The sequence below is a fragment of the Umezawaea sp. genome (assembly GCF_057122925.1).
In genome coordinates this window covers 93,186-107,878 of record NZ_DBNGPQ010000140.1, presented here as the reverse complement: position 1 = coordinate 107,878, position 14,693 = coordinate 93,186, and the positions used below count along the sequence as shown (strand labels likewise).

14 protein-coding genes are annotated in these 14,693 nt (G+C 71.6%); 11 read left to right on the top strand and 3 right to left on the bottom strand.

Annotation, left to right across the window (positions count from 1 at the left end; translation table 11 throughout):
• Nucleotides 1-2 precede the first annotated feature (2 nt).
• The 9 genes from AC156L_RS32110 (at nucleotide 3) to yhjD (ending at nucleotide 9,808) form a co-directional block, all read left to right on the top strand.
• Nucleotides 3-1,079: an SdrD B-like domain-containing protein gene (locus tag AC156L_RS32110; protein WP_330879796.1), complete on the top strand. Its 1,077-nt coding sequence runs from the start codon at nucleotides 3-5 to the stop codon at nucleotides 1,077-1,079.
• Nucleotides 1,080-1,251: 172 nt separating this feature from the next.
• Nucleotides 1,252-1,569 (top strand): SH3 domain-containing protein, encoded by a 318-nt coding sequence (locus tag AC156L_RS32105; RefSeq protein WP_330879795.1) that lies wholly within the window; start codon nucleotides 1,252-1,254, stop codon nucleotides 1,567-1,569.
• 15 nt (nucleotides 1,570-1,584) lie between these two features.
• Nucleotides 1,585-1,803: a hypothetical protein gene (locus tag AC156L_RS32100; RefSeq protein ID WP_330879794.1), complete on the top strand. Its 219-nt coding sequence runs from the start codon at nucleotides 1,585-1,587 to the stop codon at nucleotides 1,801-1,803.
• A 9-nt stretch (nucleotides 1,804-1,812) separates the two neighbouring features.
• Nucleotides 1,813-2,607: an exodeoxyribonuclease III gene (locus AC156L_RS32095; protein WP_330879793.1), complete on the top strand. Its 795-nt coding sequence runs from the start codon at nucleotides 1,813-1,815 to the stop codon at nucleotides 2,605-2,607.
• Nucleotides 2,608-2,801: 194 nt separating this feature from the next.
• Nucleotides 2,802-4,499 (top strand): TIGR03767 family metallophosphoesterase, encoded by a 1,698-nt coding sequence (locus tag AC156L_RS32090; protein ID WP_330879792.1) that lies wholly within the window; start codon nucleotides 2,802-2,804, stop codon nucleotides 4,497-4,499.
• 65 nt (nucleotides 4,500-4,564) lie between these two features.
• Entirely contained in the window at nucleotides 4,565-7,120 is a 2,556-nt protein-coding gene (locus tag AC156L_RS32085; RefSeq protein ID WP_330879791.1) for a bifunctional FO biosynthesis protein CofGH, read from the top strand.
• A gap of 159 nt (nucleotides 7,121-7,279) precedes the next feature.
• The gene (locus tag AC156L_RS32080; RefSeq protein ID WP_330879790.1) at nucleotides 7,280-7,528 is read left to right on the top strand and encodes a hypothetical protein; all 249 of its coding nucleotides are present in this window, start codon (nucleotides 7,280-7,282) and stop codon (nucleotides 7,526-7,528) included.
• Nucleotides 7,529-7,549: 21 nt separating this feature from the next.
• On the top strand, nucleotides 7,550-8,572 hold the full coding sequence (gene trpS, locus AC156L_RS32075; RefSeq protein WP_330879789.1) for a tryptophan--tRNA ligase: 1,023 nt from the start codon (nucleotides 7,550-7,552) through the stop codon (nucleotides 8,570-8,572).
• 216 nt (nucleotides 8,573-8,788) lie between these two features.
• Nucleotides 8,789-9,808 carry an inner membrane protein YhjD gene (yhjD, locus tag AC156L_RS32070; RefSeq protein WP_330879788.1) on the top strand — a complete coding sequence of 340 codons (1,020 nt, stop codon included), beginning with the start codon at nucleotides 8,789-8,791 and terminating at the stop codon, nucleotides 9,806-9,808.
• On the opposite strand, the gene AC156L_RS32065 is transcribed toward yhjD, so the two are convergent.
• Both AC156L_RS32065 and AC156L_RS32060 read right to left on the bottom strand, forming a co-directional pair.
• Nucleotides 9,777-10,124 carry a hypothetical protein gene (locus AC156L_RS32065; protein ID WP_330879787.1) on the bottom strand — a complete coding sequence of 116 codons (348 nt, stop codon included), beginning with the start codon at nucleotides 10,122-10,124 and terminating at the stop codon, nucleotides 9,777-9,779. The two genes, yhjD and AC156L_RS32065, sit on opposite strands and share 32 nt — an antisense overlap.
• Before the next feature lie 26 nt (nucleotides 10,125-10,150).
• Nucleotides 10,151-10,384, bottom strand: a complete 234-nt coding sequence (locus tag AC156L_RS32060) for an SCO4848 family membrane protein (protein WP_330879786.1) — start codon at nucleotides 10,382-10,384, stop codon at nucleotides 10,151-10,153.
• A 60-nt stretch (nucleotides 10,385-10,444) separates the two neighbouring features.
• Between AC156L_RS32060 and AC156L_RS32055 the strand changes: the two genes are divergently transcribed.
• Nucleotides 10,445-11,782 carry a D-alanyl-D-alanine carboxypeptidase family protein gene (locus AC156L_RS32055; RefSeq protein WP_330879785.1) on the top strand — a complete coding sequence of 446 codons (1,338 nt, stop codon included), beginning with the start codon at nucleotides 10,445-10,447 and terminating at the stop codon, nucleotides 11,780-11,782.
• A gap of 81 nt (nucleotides 11,783-11,863) precedes the next feature.
• On the opposite strand, the gene AC156L_RS32050 is transcribed toward AC156L_RS32055, so the two are convergent.
• Nucleotides 11,864-13,456: a discoidin domain-containing protein gene (locus AC156L_RS32050; protein ID WP_330879784.1), complete on the bottom strand. Its 1,593-nt coding sequence runs from the start codon at nucleotides 13,454-13,456 to the stop codon at nucleotides 11,864-11,866.
• A 128-nt stretch (nucleotides 13,457-13,584) separates the two neighbouring features.
• Between AC156L_RS32050 and AC156L_RS32045 the strand changes: the two genes are divergently transcribed.
• Nucleotides 13,585-14,640, top strand: a complete 1,056-nt coding sequence (locus tag AC156L_RS32045; RefSeq protein ID WP_330879783.1) for a response regulator transcription factor — start codon at nucleotides 13,585-13,587, stop codon at nucleotides 14,638-14,640.
• The last annotated feature ends 53 nt before the right edge of the window (nucleotides 14,641-14,693 follow it).

The following is a 14,693-nucleotide window of genomic DNA, read 5'->3' as shown; positions in this document are numbered from 1 at the left end:
TCATGTCCGCGTATCTCGCGCGCAGATTCGTCGCGCTCGCAGCAGCTCTCGCGCTCAGCGGAACGCTGAGCGCCACCGCCCACGCCGGAGGACCGGGAACCACGGGTCCGGTCGACCGGTCCGCCCCGGTCGACGCGCCAGGGTCGATCAGCGGCCTCATCTACGGCGACGCCAACGGCGACGGCGCGGCGGACGCGGGCGAGGGGCTCGCGGGCGTCGACGTGAACATCAGCGCGGGCACGGGGGTGGTGCGGGCCCGCACCGGGGCGGACGGCCGGTTCACGGTCGGCGACCTCCCCGCGCGCACCTACGGGGTGTTCGCGCACCAGGCGCCGGACGGCTGGGTCCTGCCGCCCTCCCGGTACGTCGACGTCGACGGCGACGAGTACCTGGAGTACCGGGCGGTCCGCCCGCTCAGCGACCAGCTCACGGCGTCCATCGCCTTCACCGAGGACACCTACGCGGTGGGGCAGACCGCCGAGATGACGCTGGTGCTGGCCAACAGGGGCGGTGCGGCCATCAGCGGCGTCAAGGCGGGCTGCGACCGCAGCGGTGGCGAGGGACCGCACGTCGTCGACATGGCGCTCGGCGACCTGGCCTGGGACGCGGAGGGCGTCACGCTGGCCGCGGGTGCGTCGCGGACGTTCACGCTCACCGGTGTCGTGCCCGCGAAGGCGGCGGGCTTCGCGGCGGTCTCCGCGGTGTGCGACTTCGGCCCCGGCGAGGACCCCGCAGGCTACCCGGCCGTCCGCGCCGAGGCGCGGGTGCCGGGCGCCGGGCCCGGCGACACCTGGGGCCGCCTGTACCACGACGAGGACGGCGACTCGGTCGCCGACGCCGACGAGTTCGTGGCCGGTGTCGAGGTCGCCGCGATCGACCGGATCGCCGACCAGGTCGTCGCCACGACGACCACCGACGCCGACGGCAGGCTGGAGTTCACCAACCTCCCGGCGGGTCCGTACGACCTGGAGCCGCACGGGCCGTGGCGGTTCGAGCACGGCCACGCGGAGTTCACCATCGGCACCTGCGCCACCCACTGCCGCGCCGGTTGGTACACCGGGCTCCTGCCCGCCCCGTAGGGGGCCGGCACCGGGACGCAGGTGAAGGCCCGACCGGGTGGTCGGGCCTTCACCGCTCGGTGACCGCCTCACCCGTTGGGTGGGCCTGCGGGGTGGTTGTCCCGTCGAACCGTCCACACCGGCCTCCCAGTAGCTATACCTGCTGGTGGGAAGCTGATCGGGGAGGCGAGTGATGTTCGGGATTCCGGTGCGGGGCATGATCGTGATCGGCGTGCTGGCCGGTGCGGGGTTGATGTACGCCGCCAGCGGCGGGAAGCCGATGGGAGCGGCCGACGCCTCGACCGTGTGCCGGATGACCGTGACGGCGGACGTGCTCAACGTGCGGTCCGGGCCCGCCGACACGCAGCCCATCCTGTCGACGTTGCAGCGCGACGCGGTGACGCGGGCCGAGCGCAAGGTCGAGAACGGCTACCGGATGCTCGACACCGGGCGCTGGGTGAACGAGGAGTTCGTCGCACCGACCTCCGACAGCGAGTGCTCGGTGACCTGATGGTCTGATGTGTCCATGTTCTCCCGGTGGTTCCGCGGCGGTGACGCCGAGTTGATGACGTGCGCGTGCGACCCGGAGTGGCCCGGACTGGTCACCGAGGCCTACGGGGAGCCGATCGAGGCCGTGCCCGCGGAGCAGTCGAGCGTGCTGGTCGGCATGCTCGGGCTGGTCGCGCACTGCACCGGCTGCCGGGCGCGCTACCCGTACGGCTTCCGCACCGCGGCCCGTGGATAGGCTCCTCGCGTGCTGACCGTGTCGACCGTGAACGTGAACGGCCTGCGTGCCGCCGCCAAGAAGGGCTACCTGGAGTGGCTCGACGCGACCGAGGCCGACGTCGTGTGCCTCCAGGAGGTGCGGGCCGAGCCGGGGCAGCTCGACGACGAGGTGCGCGAGCCGGACGGCTGGCACGTCGTGCACGCCCACTCCGAGGTCAAGGGCCGCAGCGGCGTCTCGCTGCTGAGCCGCGTCGCGCCCGACGCCGTGCGGATCGGCTTCGGCGCGCCGGAGTTCGAGGCGAGCGGCCGGTACGTCGAGGTGGAGCTGCCCGGCGTCGTCGTGGCCAGCCTCTACCTGCCCAGCGGTGACGTCGGCACGCCGAGGCAGGACGAGAAGGAGCGGTTCACCGCCGAGTTCCTCCCGTACCTCGTCGAGCTGCGCGAGAAGTCCGCCGCGAGCGGGCGCGAGGTCGTCGTGTGCGGCGACTGGAACATCGCCCACCGCGAGGCCGACCTGAAGAACTGGAAGACCAACCAGAAGTCCTCCGGCTTCCTGCCGGGGGAACGCGCCTGGATGGACCGCGTCTTCGACTCCGGTTACGTCGACGTGGTGCGCAAGCTCCACCCCGACGTCACCGGGCCGTACACGTGGTGGTCGTACCGCGGGAAGGCGTTCGACGCCGATTCCGGGTGGCGGATCGACTACCAGGTGAGCACGGAGGGGCTGGCCGAGCGGGCCGTGTCGGCGGTCGTGGAGCGGGCGGCGACCTACGCCGAGCGCTGGTCGGACCACGCACCGGTGACCGTGCGGTACGAGGACTGATCCGCGGATCCGACCGCCCCTGGCACGAGCTGCTCAGGAGGTGGCGGAGCTTCTCGCCCGACGGACCACCCGATCCGACCTGACGTCGCGGTAAGACGACCGACTCGGGGACGTTCGGGCGACGTTCACCCGGAGCTGGTGACTCGCGGGCAACTCCCGTGGAACGGTTCTCCCAGGTCGAGAGGGGAGCGCCAATGGGGTCGCTGAGTCGTCGGGACTTCTTCCGGGCCACCGGGGTCGTGGGTGCCGGAGCGCTGTGGGGTCTGGGTGTCGCACCACCCGCGTGGGCCGTCGTGGCGGGTACGACGTTGGAGACCGCGGCCACGCCCGTGGGCGCCTCGGGGTACCGGCGGTTGGCCGCCGGGCCGGGGTGGCCGGTCGTCGTGCGGCCCGACCTGGCTACGGCCAACCCGGCGCGGGCGGAGCGGCGGACCGCGTTGGCGTGCTTCGTGCAGTTCACCGACATGCACCTGGTGGACGCGCAGAGCCCCGCGCGGTTCGAGTACACGCACCCGCTGATCGGCGCGGGCGCGCACCGGGCGCAGGAGCTGTTCGCGCAGCACACCTCGGCGGCACTGGTCGACCGGGTCAACGGGCTGCGCGGTGGGCCGTTCACCGGGCGGCCGATCGACTTCGTGGTGACGACCGGCGACAACACCGACAACCACGAGCAGGTCGAGCTGGACTGGTACCTGACGACGCTGAACGGCGGGACGCTCACGCCGAACACCGGTGACCCGACGCGGTACGAGGGCGTGCAGAACTCGGGCAGCCGGACGTACTGGCAGCCCGACTCGTCGTTCGTGGACGACTACAAGGCGCTGGGCTTCCCGACGGTGCCGGGGTTGTTGGACGCGGCCGTCCGGCCCATCACCAGCCGGGGCCTGAACGTCCCGTGGTACTCGACGTTCGGCAACCACGACGACAGCGTGGTCGGCACGCTCCCGGACGGCCTGCCGGTCGTCGACGGGCTCTACACCGGCAGCACCAAGATCATGGGGTTCGACGACGCCGGGAACGCCGCCGTCGCCCGTGCGATGACCGATCCGGCGCACGTGCTCGACGCCGCGGCGGTGCTCGCCTCGAACCGCGGCCTCGTCCGCACCGTCACGCCCGACGCGCGCCGGAAGCCGTTCAGCACGGCCGAGTTCGTGCGCGCGCACCTCGACCCGCGCAACACCGGACCCGGTCCGGTCGGGCACGGCTTCACGCCGGACAACGCCGACGGCGTCGACGTGTTCTACACGTTCCGGATCGCACCGGGCGTCACGGGCGTCAGCCTCGACACCACGACCCTGGGCGGCTTCTCCGAGGGCTCGATCGGGCTGCACCAGTACCGGTGGCTGGAGAACGTGCTGGAGCGCGGCAGCTCCCGCTACTACGACCCGTTCGGCCGACTGGTGCGGCGGTCGGTGACCGACGAGCGCTTCGTGGTCTTCAGCCACCACACCAGCACGACGATGACGAACCCGCTGCCGGACCGCCGCAGGCCGCTCGACCTCCGGCTGAACGGCGACGCGCTCGTCTCGCTGCTCCAGCGCTTCCCGAACGTGGTGGCGTGGGTCAACGGCCACACGCACACCAACGCCATCACCGCCCACGGCCACGCCACGCCCGAACGGGCGTTCTGGGAGATCAACACGGCCGCGCACGTCGACTACCCGCAGCACGCGCGCGTGATCGAGATCGCCGACAACGGGGACGGCACGCTGTCGCTGTTCACCACGCTGGTCGAGGTCGACGCGCCGTACGAGACGGGCTACGACGACTTCTCCGCGACCGGGCTCGCCTCGCTGGGCCGGGAGTTCGCCTTCAACGACCGCCACGCGAACCCGGCCAAGGTCGGCACCCCGGCCGACCGGAACACGGAGTTGCTGCTGGCCACGCGCTGATGGGCGCGAGTGCGGCATCTCACTCGGCGCACGGGAAGGAATTTCCACCGCCTAGGGTCGTTGACGTGGCAGTGGACATCTCCCTCAACGCACCCGAGCCCGTGCCGAGCGCCAGTGCGATGCGGCGGGCGCTCCGGCGGGCCAACGACGGGGTCGCCCTCGACGTGACCGAGGCCGCCGTGCTGCTGCACGCGCGCGGCGACGACCTCGAAGCGCTGTTCGGCGCCGCCGGGCGGGTGCGGGACGCGCACCTGCGAGCGGAGGGCCGCGAGGGCGTCGTGACCTACAGCAGGTCGGTGTTCATCCCGCTGACCAGGCTGTGCCGCGACCGGTGCCACTACTGCACGTTCGCGACCGCGCCGCACAAGCTGCCCGCCGCGTTCCTGGAGCGCGACGAGGTCCTGGAGATCGCCCGCAAGGGCGCGGCCGCCGGGTGCAAGGAAGCGCTGTTCACCCTCGGTGACCGGCCGGAGGACCGCTGGCCCGCCGCCGGGGAGTGGCTGGAGGCGCGCGGGTACTCGTCGACGCTCGACTACGTGCGGGCGTGCGCCATCGCGGTGCTGGAGGAGACCGGCCTGCTGCCGCACCTCAACCCCGGCGTGCTGAGCTGGGAGGAGTTGCAGCGGCTCAAGCCCGTCGCGTCCAGCATGGGGATGATGCTGGAGACCACGGCCACGCGGCTGTGGAGCGAGAAGGGCGGGCCGCACCACGGCAGCCCGGACAAGGAGCCCGCGGTCCGCCTGCGGGTGCTGACCGACGCGGGCCGGGTGAACGTCCCGTTCACCACCGGCATCCTGATCGGCATCGGCGAGACGATCACGGAGCGTGCCGAGTCGCTGATGGCGATCCGGGGGATCGCCCAGCAGTACGGGCACATCCAGGAAGTGATCATCCAGAACTTCCGCGCCAAGCCGGACACGGCGATGCGCGGCATGCCCGACGCCGACCTGCACGAGCTGGCCGCGACCATCTCGGTGGCCCGGCTGCTCATGCCGTCGACCACGAGCGTGCAGGCGCCGCCGAACCTCGTCGGCGACGAGTTCCCGATGATGCTGCGCGCGGGCGTCGACGACTGGGGAGGCGTCTCGCCGATCACCCCGGACCACGTGAACCCCGAACGCCCCTGGCCGCACATCGACGAGCTGGCCGAGCGGACCGCGGCGGCGGGCTACGACCTCCGCGAGCGCCTCAACGTCTACCCGCGGTACGTGCGGGCGATGGCCGGCCAGTGGATCGACAGCAGGCTCACCGGGCACGTCGCCGCGTTGGCGCAGGCCGACGGGCTCGCAAACGCTTCCGCGGAGGTCGTCGGACGCGAGTGGCAGGAGCCGGACGGCGGCGTCGACACCTACGGCCGCGCCGACCTCAACACGTCGATCGACACCGAGGGCCGCACCGAGGACCGCAGGGGCGACTTCGAGACCGTCTACGGCGACTGGTCCTCGCTCACGGTGCCCAAGGCGATCTCCCGGCTCCCCGAGGACGTCGGCAGGGCTCTGAGCCTCGCCGCGGACGACCCGGCGGGCATCCTGGACGACACCGACGCCGCCATGGCTCTGCTGACGGCCGACGGCGACGCGCTGGAGACCATGACCCGCCTCGCCGACGAGCTGCGCGCGAGCGTGGTCGGCGACGACGTCACCTACGTGGTCAACCGCAACATCAACTTCTCGAACGTCTGCTACGTCGGCTGCCGCTTCTGCGCCTTCGCGCAGCGCGAGCGCGACGCGGACGCGTTCCGGCTGTCCACCGACGAGGTCGTGGACCGCGCGCAGGAGGCGTGGGACGCGGGCGCCACCGAGGTCTGCATGCAGGGCGGCATCGACCCGAAGCTGCCGGTCACGTACTACGCCGACGTCGTGCGGGCGATCAAGGAGCGGCTGCCGGGGATGCACGTCCACGCGTTCAGCCCGATGGAGATCGTCAGCGCCGCCGCCAAGGCGGGCGTGAGCGTCCGCGAGTGGCTCCAGGAGCTGAAGGACGCCGGCCTCGACACGATCCCCGGCACGGCCGCCGAGATCCTCGACGACGACGTCCGCTGGGTCCTCACCAAGGGCAAGCTGCCGACCGCCACGTGGCTGGAGGTCGTCGCCACGGCGCACGAGGTGGGCATCCGCTCGTCGTCCACGATGATGTACGGCCACGTGGACCACCCCGGCCACTGGCTCGGCCACTTCCGCACCCTCGCGGCCCTCCAGGACCGCACGGGCGGCCTCACCGAGTTCGTCGGCCTGCCCTTCGTGCACCGCAACGCCCCCATCTACCTCGCGGGTGTCGCCCGCCCCGGCCCGACCCGCCGCGACAACCGCGCCGTGCACGCGTTCGCCCGCCTCGCGCTGCACGGTCGCGTCGACAACGTGCAGGTCTCGTGGGTGAAGCTCGGCGACGAGGGCACCTCCGAGGTGCTCCGCGGCGGGGCCAACGACCTGGGCGGAACGCTCATGGAGGAGACCATCAGCCGCATGGCGGGCTCGGAGCACGGGTCCGCCCGCACGGCCCACCAGCTGGAGGCCACGGCGGCCCTCGCGGGCCGCCCGGCGCGACAGCGGACTACGACATATGGTCGAATCGACACTGTGAGGAAGACCCCACTCGTGGAGCGCGCACCGGTCGACCGCTAATCTTCGGCCGGTCGCGTTCACCGGAGTGGCCGAAGACAATCGCACAGCTTCGGTGCAGTCGCGACATCCAGGCCACAGAGTTCACCCGAAACGGTGACGGCTGTCTTCTGAGGAGGCTCGGCAGTGCGCGGTCGCAGTGCGGCTTTGAGTCTGGTGGTCGTGTCCAGCACGTCCGTCCTGCTGCCGGGGGTCGCCCTGGCCGCTGACGGCACGGTGGCGCGGACGGCGTTCGACAGCGCCCTCGCGGGCCCCGTCGGTGTCGGCGCGGTCGCGGTGGGCGTCATCGGTCTGGTGACCGGTTTCCTGCGCCGCCGCAAGGGCGTGGTCGTCTCCGAGCAGAACCAGCGCGTGGTCGCGCCGCCCGCTCCGGACGCCCCGACACCAGCACCGGCCACCACCCAGGCCTGAGCACCCGGCACAATCAGTCCCGTGTCGACCGAGAGCGCAGCCCCCACCAGCCGTCCCCGAGTCCTGTCCGGCATCCAGCCGACGGCGGGCTCGTTCCACCTGGGCAACTACCTCGGCGCGATCCGGCAGTGGGTGGCCCTCCAGGACACGCACGACGCGTTCTACTGCGTCGTCGACCTGCACGCCATCACGGTCGAGCAGGACCCCAAGACGCTCAGGCAGAACACCAGGGTCTCGGCGGCGCAGCTGCTCGCCCTGGGCATCGACCCGGACCGCAGCGCGCTGTTCGTGCAGAGCCACGTCCCCGAGCACGCCCAGCTGGGCTGGGTCATGCAGTGCCTCACCGGTTTCGGCGAGGCGGGCCGCATGACCCAGTTCAAGGACAAGTCGGCCAGGCAGACCGCCGACCACGTGGGCGTGGGCCTGTTCACCTACCCGATCCTCCAGGCGGCGGACATCCTGCTGTATCAGGCGCACCACGTGCCCGTCGGCGAGGACCAGCGCCAGCACCTGGAGCTCACCCGCGACCTCGCCCAGCGCTTCAACAAGCGCTACGGCAAGACGTTCCGCGTCCCCGAGGTCTACATCGTCAAGGACACGGCCAAGATCTTCGACCTCCAGGAACCGACGGCGAAGATGAGCAAGTCGGTGCCGGGCGGTGTGGTCGAGCTGCTGGAGGACCCGAAGAGGTCCGCCAAGAAGATCCGCTCGGCGGTCACGGACACCGGTCGCGAGGTCGTGTTCGACGCGGCGGCCAAGCCGGGTGTGAGCAACCTGCTGACGATCTACTCGGCGCTGACCGGCCGGGCCGTGGCCGAGCTGGAAGCCGCGTACGAGGGCAAGGGGTACGGGGACCTGAAGAAGGACCTCGGTGAGGTGTTCGTGGACTTCGCGACGCCGTTCCAGGCTCGGGTGCGGTCGTACCTGGACGACCCGGCCGAGTTGGACAAGGTGCTGGCCCGTGGGGCTGAGCGGGCCAGGGAGGTCGCGTCGGTGACCTTGGCTCGGGCCTATGAGCGGATCGGTTTCCTGGCGCCCGCGTAGTGGTCTTGGTCGGGTGGGTGCGGTCGGTGTGACTCGGGGCCCTGGATTTGCCCCTTCGGCCCGGTCCAAGGCTCGGATGAGGGGTCCCCGAGTCGCATCGGCCGAACACCCGGCCACCCCTGGGCGCACGGACCCCGACCCCAGGACCAACCGGCGGGACGGCCGGACGCACGGCACCAACGTGCAGGTCAAGGTAGCTCTGGGTAACGTCACCCCGTGGCGGAAAGCGAATCCAAGCTAGACAAGCTCCGACGTCAGCACGCGTGGCTGGACCACATCATGCGAGCCGCGCAGAGGTACACCGAGAGTTACGGCTCGCACTACGCCGCCGCGGTGACGTACTTCAGCGTCCTCTCACTGGTCCCGATCCTCATGATCGCCTTCGCGGTCGCCGGTTTCGTCCTCTCCTCGCAACCGGCCCTGCTCGACGAGCTGCGGGTGGGCATACAGGACGCCGTGCCCGGCACCCTGGGGGAGACGCTCAACGACATCGTCGAGCAGGCGATCGAGTCCAAGGGCACCGTGGGCGTGTTCGGCCTGCTGGGCGCGGCCTACTCCGGGCTCGGCTGGATGGGCAACCTCCGGGACGCCCTGACGGCCCAGTGGGGCCACCCGAAGGCCGACCTGCCGTTCCTGAAGACCTACCTGAAGGACTTCCTGGCCCTCATCGGCCTCGGAGCCGCCCTGGTCGTCTCCTTCGGCCTCACCGCCGCGGGCTCCGGGTTCGCGAACCTGCTCCTGCGCCTCGTCGGCCTGGACGGGGTCGGCTGGGCCGAGTTCATGCTGAAGGTGGGCACCATCGTGCTCGCGCTGGCGGCCAACTGGCTCGTCTTCCTCTGGGTGCTGGCGAAGCTCCCCAGGGACCCGGTCACCTGGCGCAGCGCCGTCAAGGGCGCGCTGGCCGCGTCCATCGGGTTCGAGGTCCTCAAGCAGGTGGCCACGATCTACCTGTCGAGCGTCACGAGTTCCCCGGCCGGTGCCGCGTTCGGACCGGTCATCGGCATCCTGGTCTTCGCGAACCTGGTCGCGCAGTTCCTGCTGTTCATCACCGCGTGGACGGCCACGGCGAAGGACAACCTCCCGGACGAGCCCGTCGCGGCGCCGCCGCCCGCCGTCATCCGGCCGACGATCATGGTCACCAGCCGTCCCAGCACCCGCACCGCCGCGAGCCTCGTCGGTGCGGGTCTGCTGGCCGGGTTGACCCTCAGGTCCAGAAGACCGCGACGCCCACGTTGAGCACGACCAGGCCCGCGAGGGCCCGCGGCAGCCAGGCCGGTGCCGCGGGCTTGCGCGCGAAGACGAGGGCGAGCACGCCGATCGCCACGAGCACCAGCAGCTTCACGCCGATCTTGACGTGGTCGTAGTCCTGGTCCGTCACCGGAGCCAGGCCGACGAGCGCCAGACCGGTCAGCAGTTGCAGCCCGGCGCCGTGCAGCCAGCCCTTGTTGAGCGGCGCACCCGCTCCCGCGCGCATCTGGAGGAAGAACATCGCGACGAGCATCCCCATGCCGAGCAGGTGCAGGAACACCAGCAGCAGCCGCACGAATTCCACGGGACGAGCCTCCAAGTCGTGGTGGGTCAGGAACGCGGGGCGCGCAGGGCCAGCAGGCCCCGCACCCCGAGCACCCCGATCACGGTCCCGAACGTCAACGACGCCACGACCAGCACGAGGTGCACGGTGAAGAACGCGGTCGCGCCGTCGGCCCAGGAGCGCGGGTCCTTCCAGATGTTGCGCAGGAAGGTAGGCCAGATCACCCACGACCACACCCCGAAGGCGACCAGGAACGCGGACATCCACCGGGAGAGCTTCACCCGACGAGTATCGGACGTGGTGGGTGCACGTCACTCGACGGGGGTGGATAGCCTGGTCGGGTGCCTTCCACCGTTCGACGGCCCGCCCTCGCCCTTCTCCTGTCCGCTTGCACGCTGATCGCCGGCGCCGCACTGGGCGCGCCGGTCGGCACCGCGCAGCCCGCGCCCGTGCGGGTGGCCCAGCCCGCGAACTGCGAGAACCGCTTGAGTCCTCCGCCGCCGGTGGACACGTCGGAGCAGGTGCCGGACGGCACGAAGCCGCCGAGCCCGCTCCCGGTCCCGGAGACGCCCGTGGGCGGCGAGCGCATGGCGGAGTGCGGCCTGGTGCAGTCGCCGAACGCGAAGCCCGCGCCGGACCAGGTGACGGCGGCGGGCTGGGTGCTGGCGGACATGGACAGCGGCGTGGTGCTCGCCGCGAAGGACCCGCACGGCAGGCAGCGGCCCGCCTCGGTGATGAAGGTGCTGCTGGCCATGGTGGTGGCCAAGGAACTGCCGCTGGACACGACGGTCGTGGCGACGCAGGAGGACGTGGACCAGGAGTGCACGTGCGTGGGGCTGCGCGACGGCGGTGAGTACACCGTCGAGCAGCTCATGCAGGCGCTGCTGATGATGTCGGGCAACGACGTGGCGCACACGCTCGCGCGACGGCTGGGCGGCGTGCCCAGCGCGGTCCGCAAGATGACCGCCCTCGCCGCCGAGCTGGGTGCCCTGGACACGCGGGCGATCACCCCGTCCGGCCTGGACGCCCCCGGCACGAGCACGTCGGCCTACGACGTGGCGGTGATCTTCCGCGCGGCCATGAAGTACCCCGAGTTCGCCAAGGCGATCAGCACCCCGCAGATCAGCTTCCCCGCCCGCAGCGGCCGGGGCACGATCCAGGTCGTCAACGACAACCTCCTGCTGGGCAACTACGAGGGCGCGCTGGGCGGCCGGGCCGGGTTCACCGACGACGCCCTGAACACCTACGTGGGCGCGGCCGAACGCGGTGGCAAGCGGCTCGTCGTCGCGCTGCTGCGCGGCACGCAGGAACCGGTGCCGATCGTCGACCAGGCTGCGGCGCTGCTCGACCACGGCTTCGAGCTCCAGGGTTCGGAGGGTGTCGGCAAGCTGGTCGACGGCGCGCCCCAGCCGAAGAAGAAGACCACCGAGCCCAAGCCGACCGAGACCAGTGCCGCCCCCGGCGCCCCGAAGGGCAACAGCAGCGCTGGGAACAGGCTGACGGCGGGCAAGACCCCGATGGAGGCCGCGTTCGGCAACGTCGGCCTGCCCATCACCGGCGTCGCGGCGCTGGGTGTCGTGCTGGGCCTGCTGATGTACCTCAGGACCCGGCGCGCGAAGGCCGCCCGCGCCCGCCGCGCCGCCGAGCAGGAGGCGAAGCTGGCGCAACTCGGCTTGTGAGAGGCGTTCCGGAGGGAGGAGAAGCCCTCACCCCGATCGGGGTGGGGGCTTCTCCTCCCTCCGGTCAGGTCGGTGCGGTGCTCAGGTCGCGTAGACCTCCAGTTCGTTCACCCGCGCGAACCCCGGTTGGTGGGTGGGCCCGCTGTGCGCCAGCACCCGGACCAGCCGGGTGGAGCGGTCGGCGAACGTCACCGTGGCGCTGGGGCTGGTGTTGCCCCGGACCGAGGCCACCGTCAGGTACGTGACCCCGTTCCACACCTGGACGTCGAAGTCCCGGATCGGGTAGCTCGCGGTCGTGTGGACGACGGCTCGCCGCACGGTCTTGGTGACCCCGAAGTCGACCTGCACCCACTCGGGGTTGCTGGGCGGGTAGGTGCCCGCGGCGTTGGACCAGCTGTGCGGCGCGCCGAGGGTGGTGTCGCGCTTGCAGTCGTTCACCCTGGACGCCGAGTACCCGGTGTACGTGCTGGAAGCGGAGGCCGTGGACCCGCAGGCGAGGTTGTCGTTGCCCGTCCCGCCCTCGCCACCCTGGCCGCACACGTTCATCTCGACGGAGCCGGTGCTGTACGGCGTGCTGGTGGGTTCCTCGAACACGACCACGGTGTTGCCCGCGTTGTCGTCCCGCGCCGCCCACTTGACGTTGACGCCGAGCTCCACCCCGTAGATCGGGATCTTCACCCCGACGGTGATCTCCGGTCCGCCGTCCTCCTCGTACCACTGGTAGGCCAGCACGTCGCCCCACAGCGCCCGGTCCCACGTCGTCACGAACAGGTCCGAGTTCTGCCAGGACTCGATGTTCTTCTTCTTGACGCTGGGGAACACGATCGTGCGCATGGTCGCCCCGGCCGAGGTGATCACCAGCGCGCGCATCTCGCGCTTGCCCTCGAAGAGGCCGCCGAACGACCTCTTGTCCTTCAGCCGCCACCGCTGGAGGTACTCCTGGCCCTTGTTGTTGCGCAGGCCGGTCGGGTTGCACGTCACCGCCGCCCCGAACACCTCGTCGGCCGGTTCGGCGTGCAGCACGGGCACGCCGCTGGCGCCGCCGCTGCCGGGGTCGGGCTCGTCGGCCGACAGCACCCACACCTCCTGCGCGGCCGCGACCGCCTCGGTGACCGGTGCCGTCGTGTTCACCACCTGCCCGGAGGCGTTGAGCACGTAGCCCGCCGCGCTCTCCGCGCTCTCGTCGGCGGGCGCCACGGCGACCACGACCGTGCTGCTGGTCGGCAGGCCCTCGTCCAGGTTGGGGATGTAGACCTGCGGGAAGTAGGTGTAGCCGTTGATGATCCCCAACGACGGGAGCGCGTTCTTGAACGCGATCCACTTCGGGTCGGAGGTGTTGACGATCCCGGACTCCTCCGCCTCCTGCCAGACGGTCAGCAGCAGGGCGTCGGTGTCGCCGTCGGTCTGCCTGGCGGCGATGGTGCGCACCAGCGACCGGACCTGGCTGTCGGCCGCGATCCCGAGCACCGGTGCGACGAGCGCCTGCATCCGCTGCGAGATCAGGACGTCGTCGCCGGTGGGGCCGACGGCGGTGGCCGCCGGGGTGGACGCGGTGGTGGAGTCCTTCTCCGGTGCGGCGGCGGCCGCCTGGCCGGTGGCGGTGGAGCAGAGGAGCAGCGCGCCGAGCAGCGCGGCGACCCCTCTTCGGCCGGACGTGCGGGATGACTGGTTCATCGGTTCCCTTCACAGGAGGAGCAAGCGCTTTCCGCGCAGGGGCGGCAAGCGCCGGCGGAACGCGGGATCGCGCTCCGGGCAAGGGGTTCCGCTGTCGCGGAGAGGTGCGCGGTCAGTACGCTTCAGGCGTGGTCGCGCGGCGGGACGTGGAGCGCAGGACGTTGGGCGAGCTGGACGAGGTGCTCCGCTCCGGGCCACCCGCCGAGGACCTGTTCCGGGAGAGCGGGCGCGTGCTCACCGCGGCACTCGGGTTCGACGCGGTGTGCTGGCACCTCAACGACCCGGTCACCGGGCTGGTGAGCACGGTGCAGTCCGACGAGCTGGACCTGCGCGGGTTCGCGCTGGCCATCGAGTTGGCGACCACGTTCGACGACGTGACGACGTTCGACAAGATCCGCGGGTCCGGCGAGCTCGCGGACACGATCAGCCGGGCCACCGGCGGCAGGCCGCAGGTCAGCGCCCGGTACCGGGAACAGCTGCGGCCACTGGGCTACGGCGACGAGCTGCGGGCCAACTTCGACGCGCAGGGCGGGTTGTGGGGCTGCGCGGCGTTCATGCGGGACGAGGGGCGCGGTCACTTCCGGCCGGACGAGCTGCGGCTGGCCCGCGTCGTCGCCCGGCGCATCGGGGTGGCGCTGCGCGACCTGCACGTGCCGGACGAACGGCTCGACCCGCGGCTCGTCGCACTGCCCGCGGTGGCGGTGCTGGGACCGGACAACGCGCTGGTGGCCGCGGACGAGGGGGCCGAGGCGGTGATCGCCGACCTGACCGCTGGCGCGACGGTGCGCGGTGCGCCCGCGCCGTTCCTCGTGGTCGCGCACCGCGCCCGCCGGGGGCTGCCCGCCAGGACCAGGGTGCGCACCCGCGAGGGGACCTGGCTGGTGGCGCAGGCCTCGTTGCTGGAGCGGCGCGCGGACGGTCCGGTCGCGGTGGTCGTCACCGAGGCCACGCCCGCCGAACTGGTCCCGGTGGCGCTGGTGTCCTACGGGCTGACCACCAGGGAGCAGGAGGTGGCGCTGCACGCGGTGCGCGGGCGCACCACCGCCCAGATCGCCCGGCTGCTGGGCATGGCGCAGGTGACCGTGCAGGACCACCTGAAGTCCATCTTCGCCAAGACCGGCACGCGCAGCCGCCGCGAACTCGTCGCCCACCTGATCGTGGCGAACTTCGCCGAGAACCGATAACCGCATGTCCTGCCCCCGAGAAGAGCCGTTATGTGAGTTCGACTCAACTTAAC

Bases quoted from the DNA above. Each gene is read 5' to 3' on its own strand.
- AC156L_RS32110 (WP_330879796.1), top strand. From the start codon at position 3: ATGTCCGCGTATCTCGCGCGCAGATTCGTCGCGCTCGCAGCAGCTCTC.
- AC156L_RS32105 (WP_330879795.1), top strand. From the start codon at position 1,252: ATGTTCGGGATTCCGGTGCGGGGCATGATCGTGATCGGCGTGCTGGCC.
- AC156L_RS32100 (WP_330879794.1), top strand. From the start codon at position 1,585: ATGTTCTCCCGGTGGTTCCGCGGCGGTGACGCCGAGTTGATGACGTGC.
- AC156L_RS32090 (WP_330879792.1), top strand. From the start codon at position 2,802: ATGGGGTCGCTGAGTCGTCGGGACTTCTTCCGGGCCACCGGGGTCGTG.
- AC156L_RS32050 (WP_330879784.1), bottom strand. From the start codon at position 13,456: ATGAACCAGTCATCCCGCACGTCCGGCCGAAGAGGGGTCGCCGCGCTG.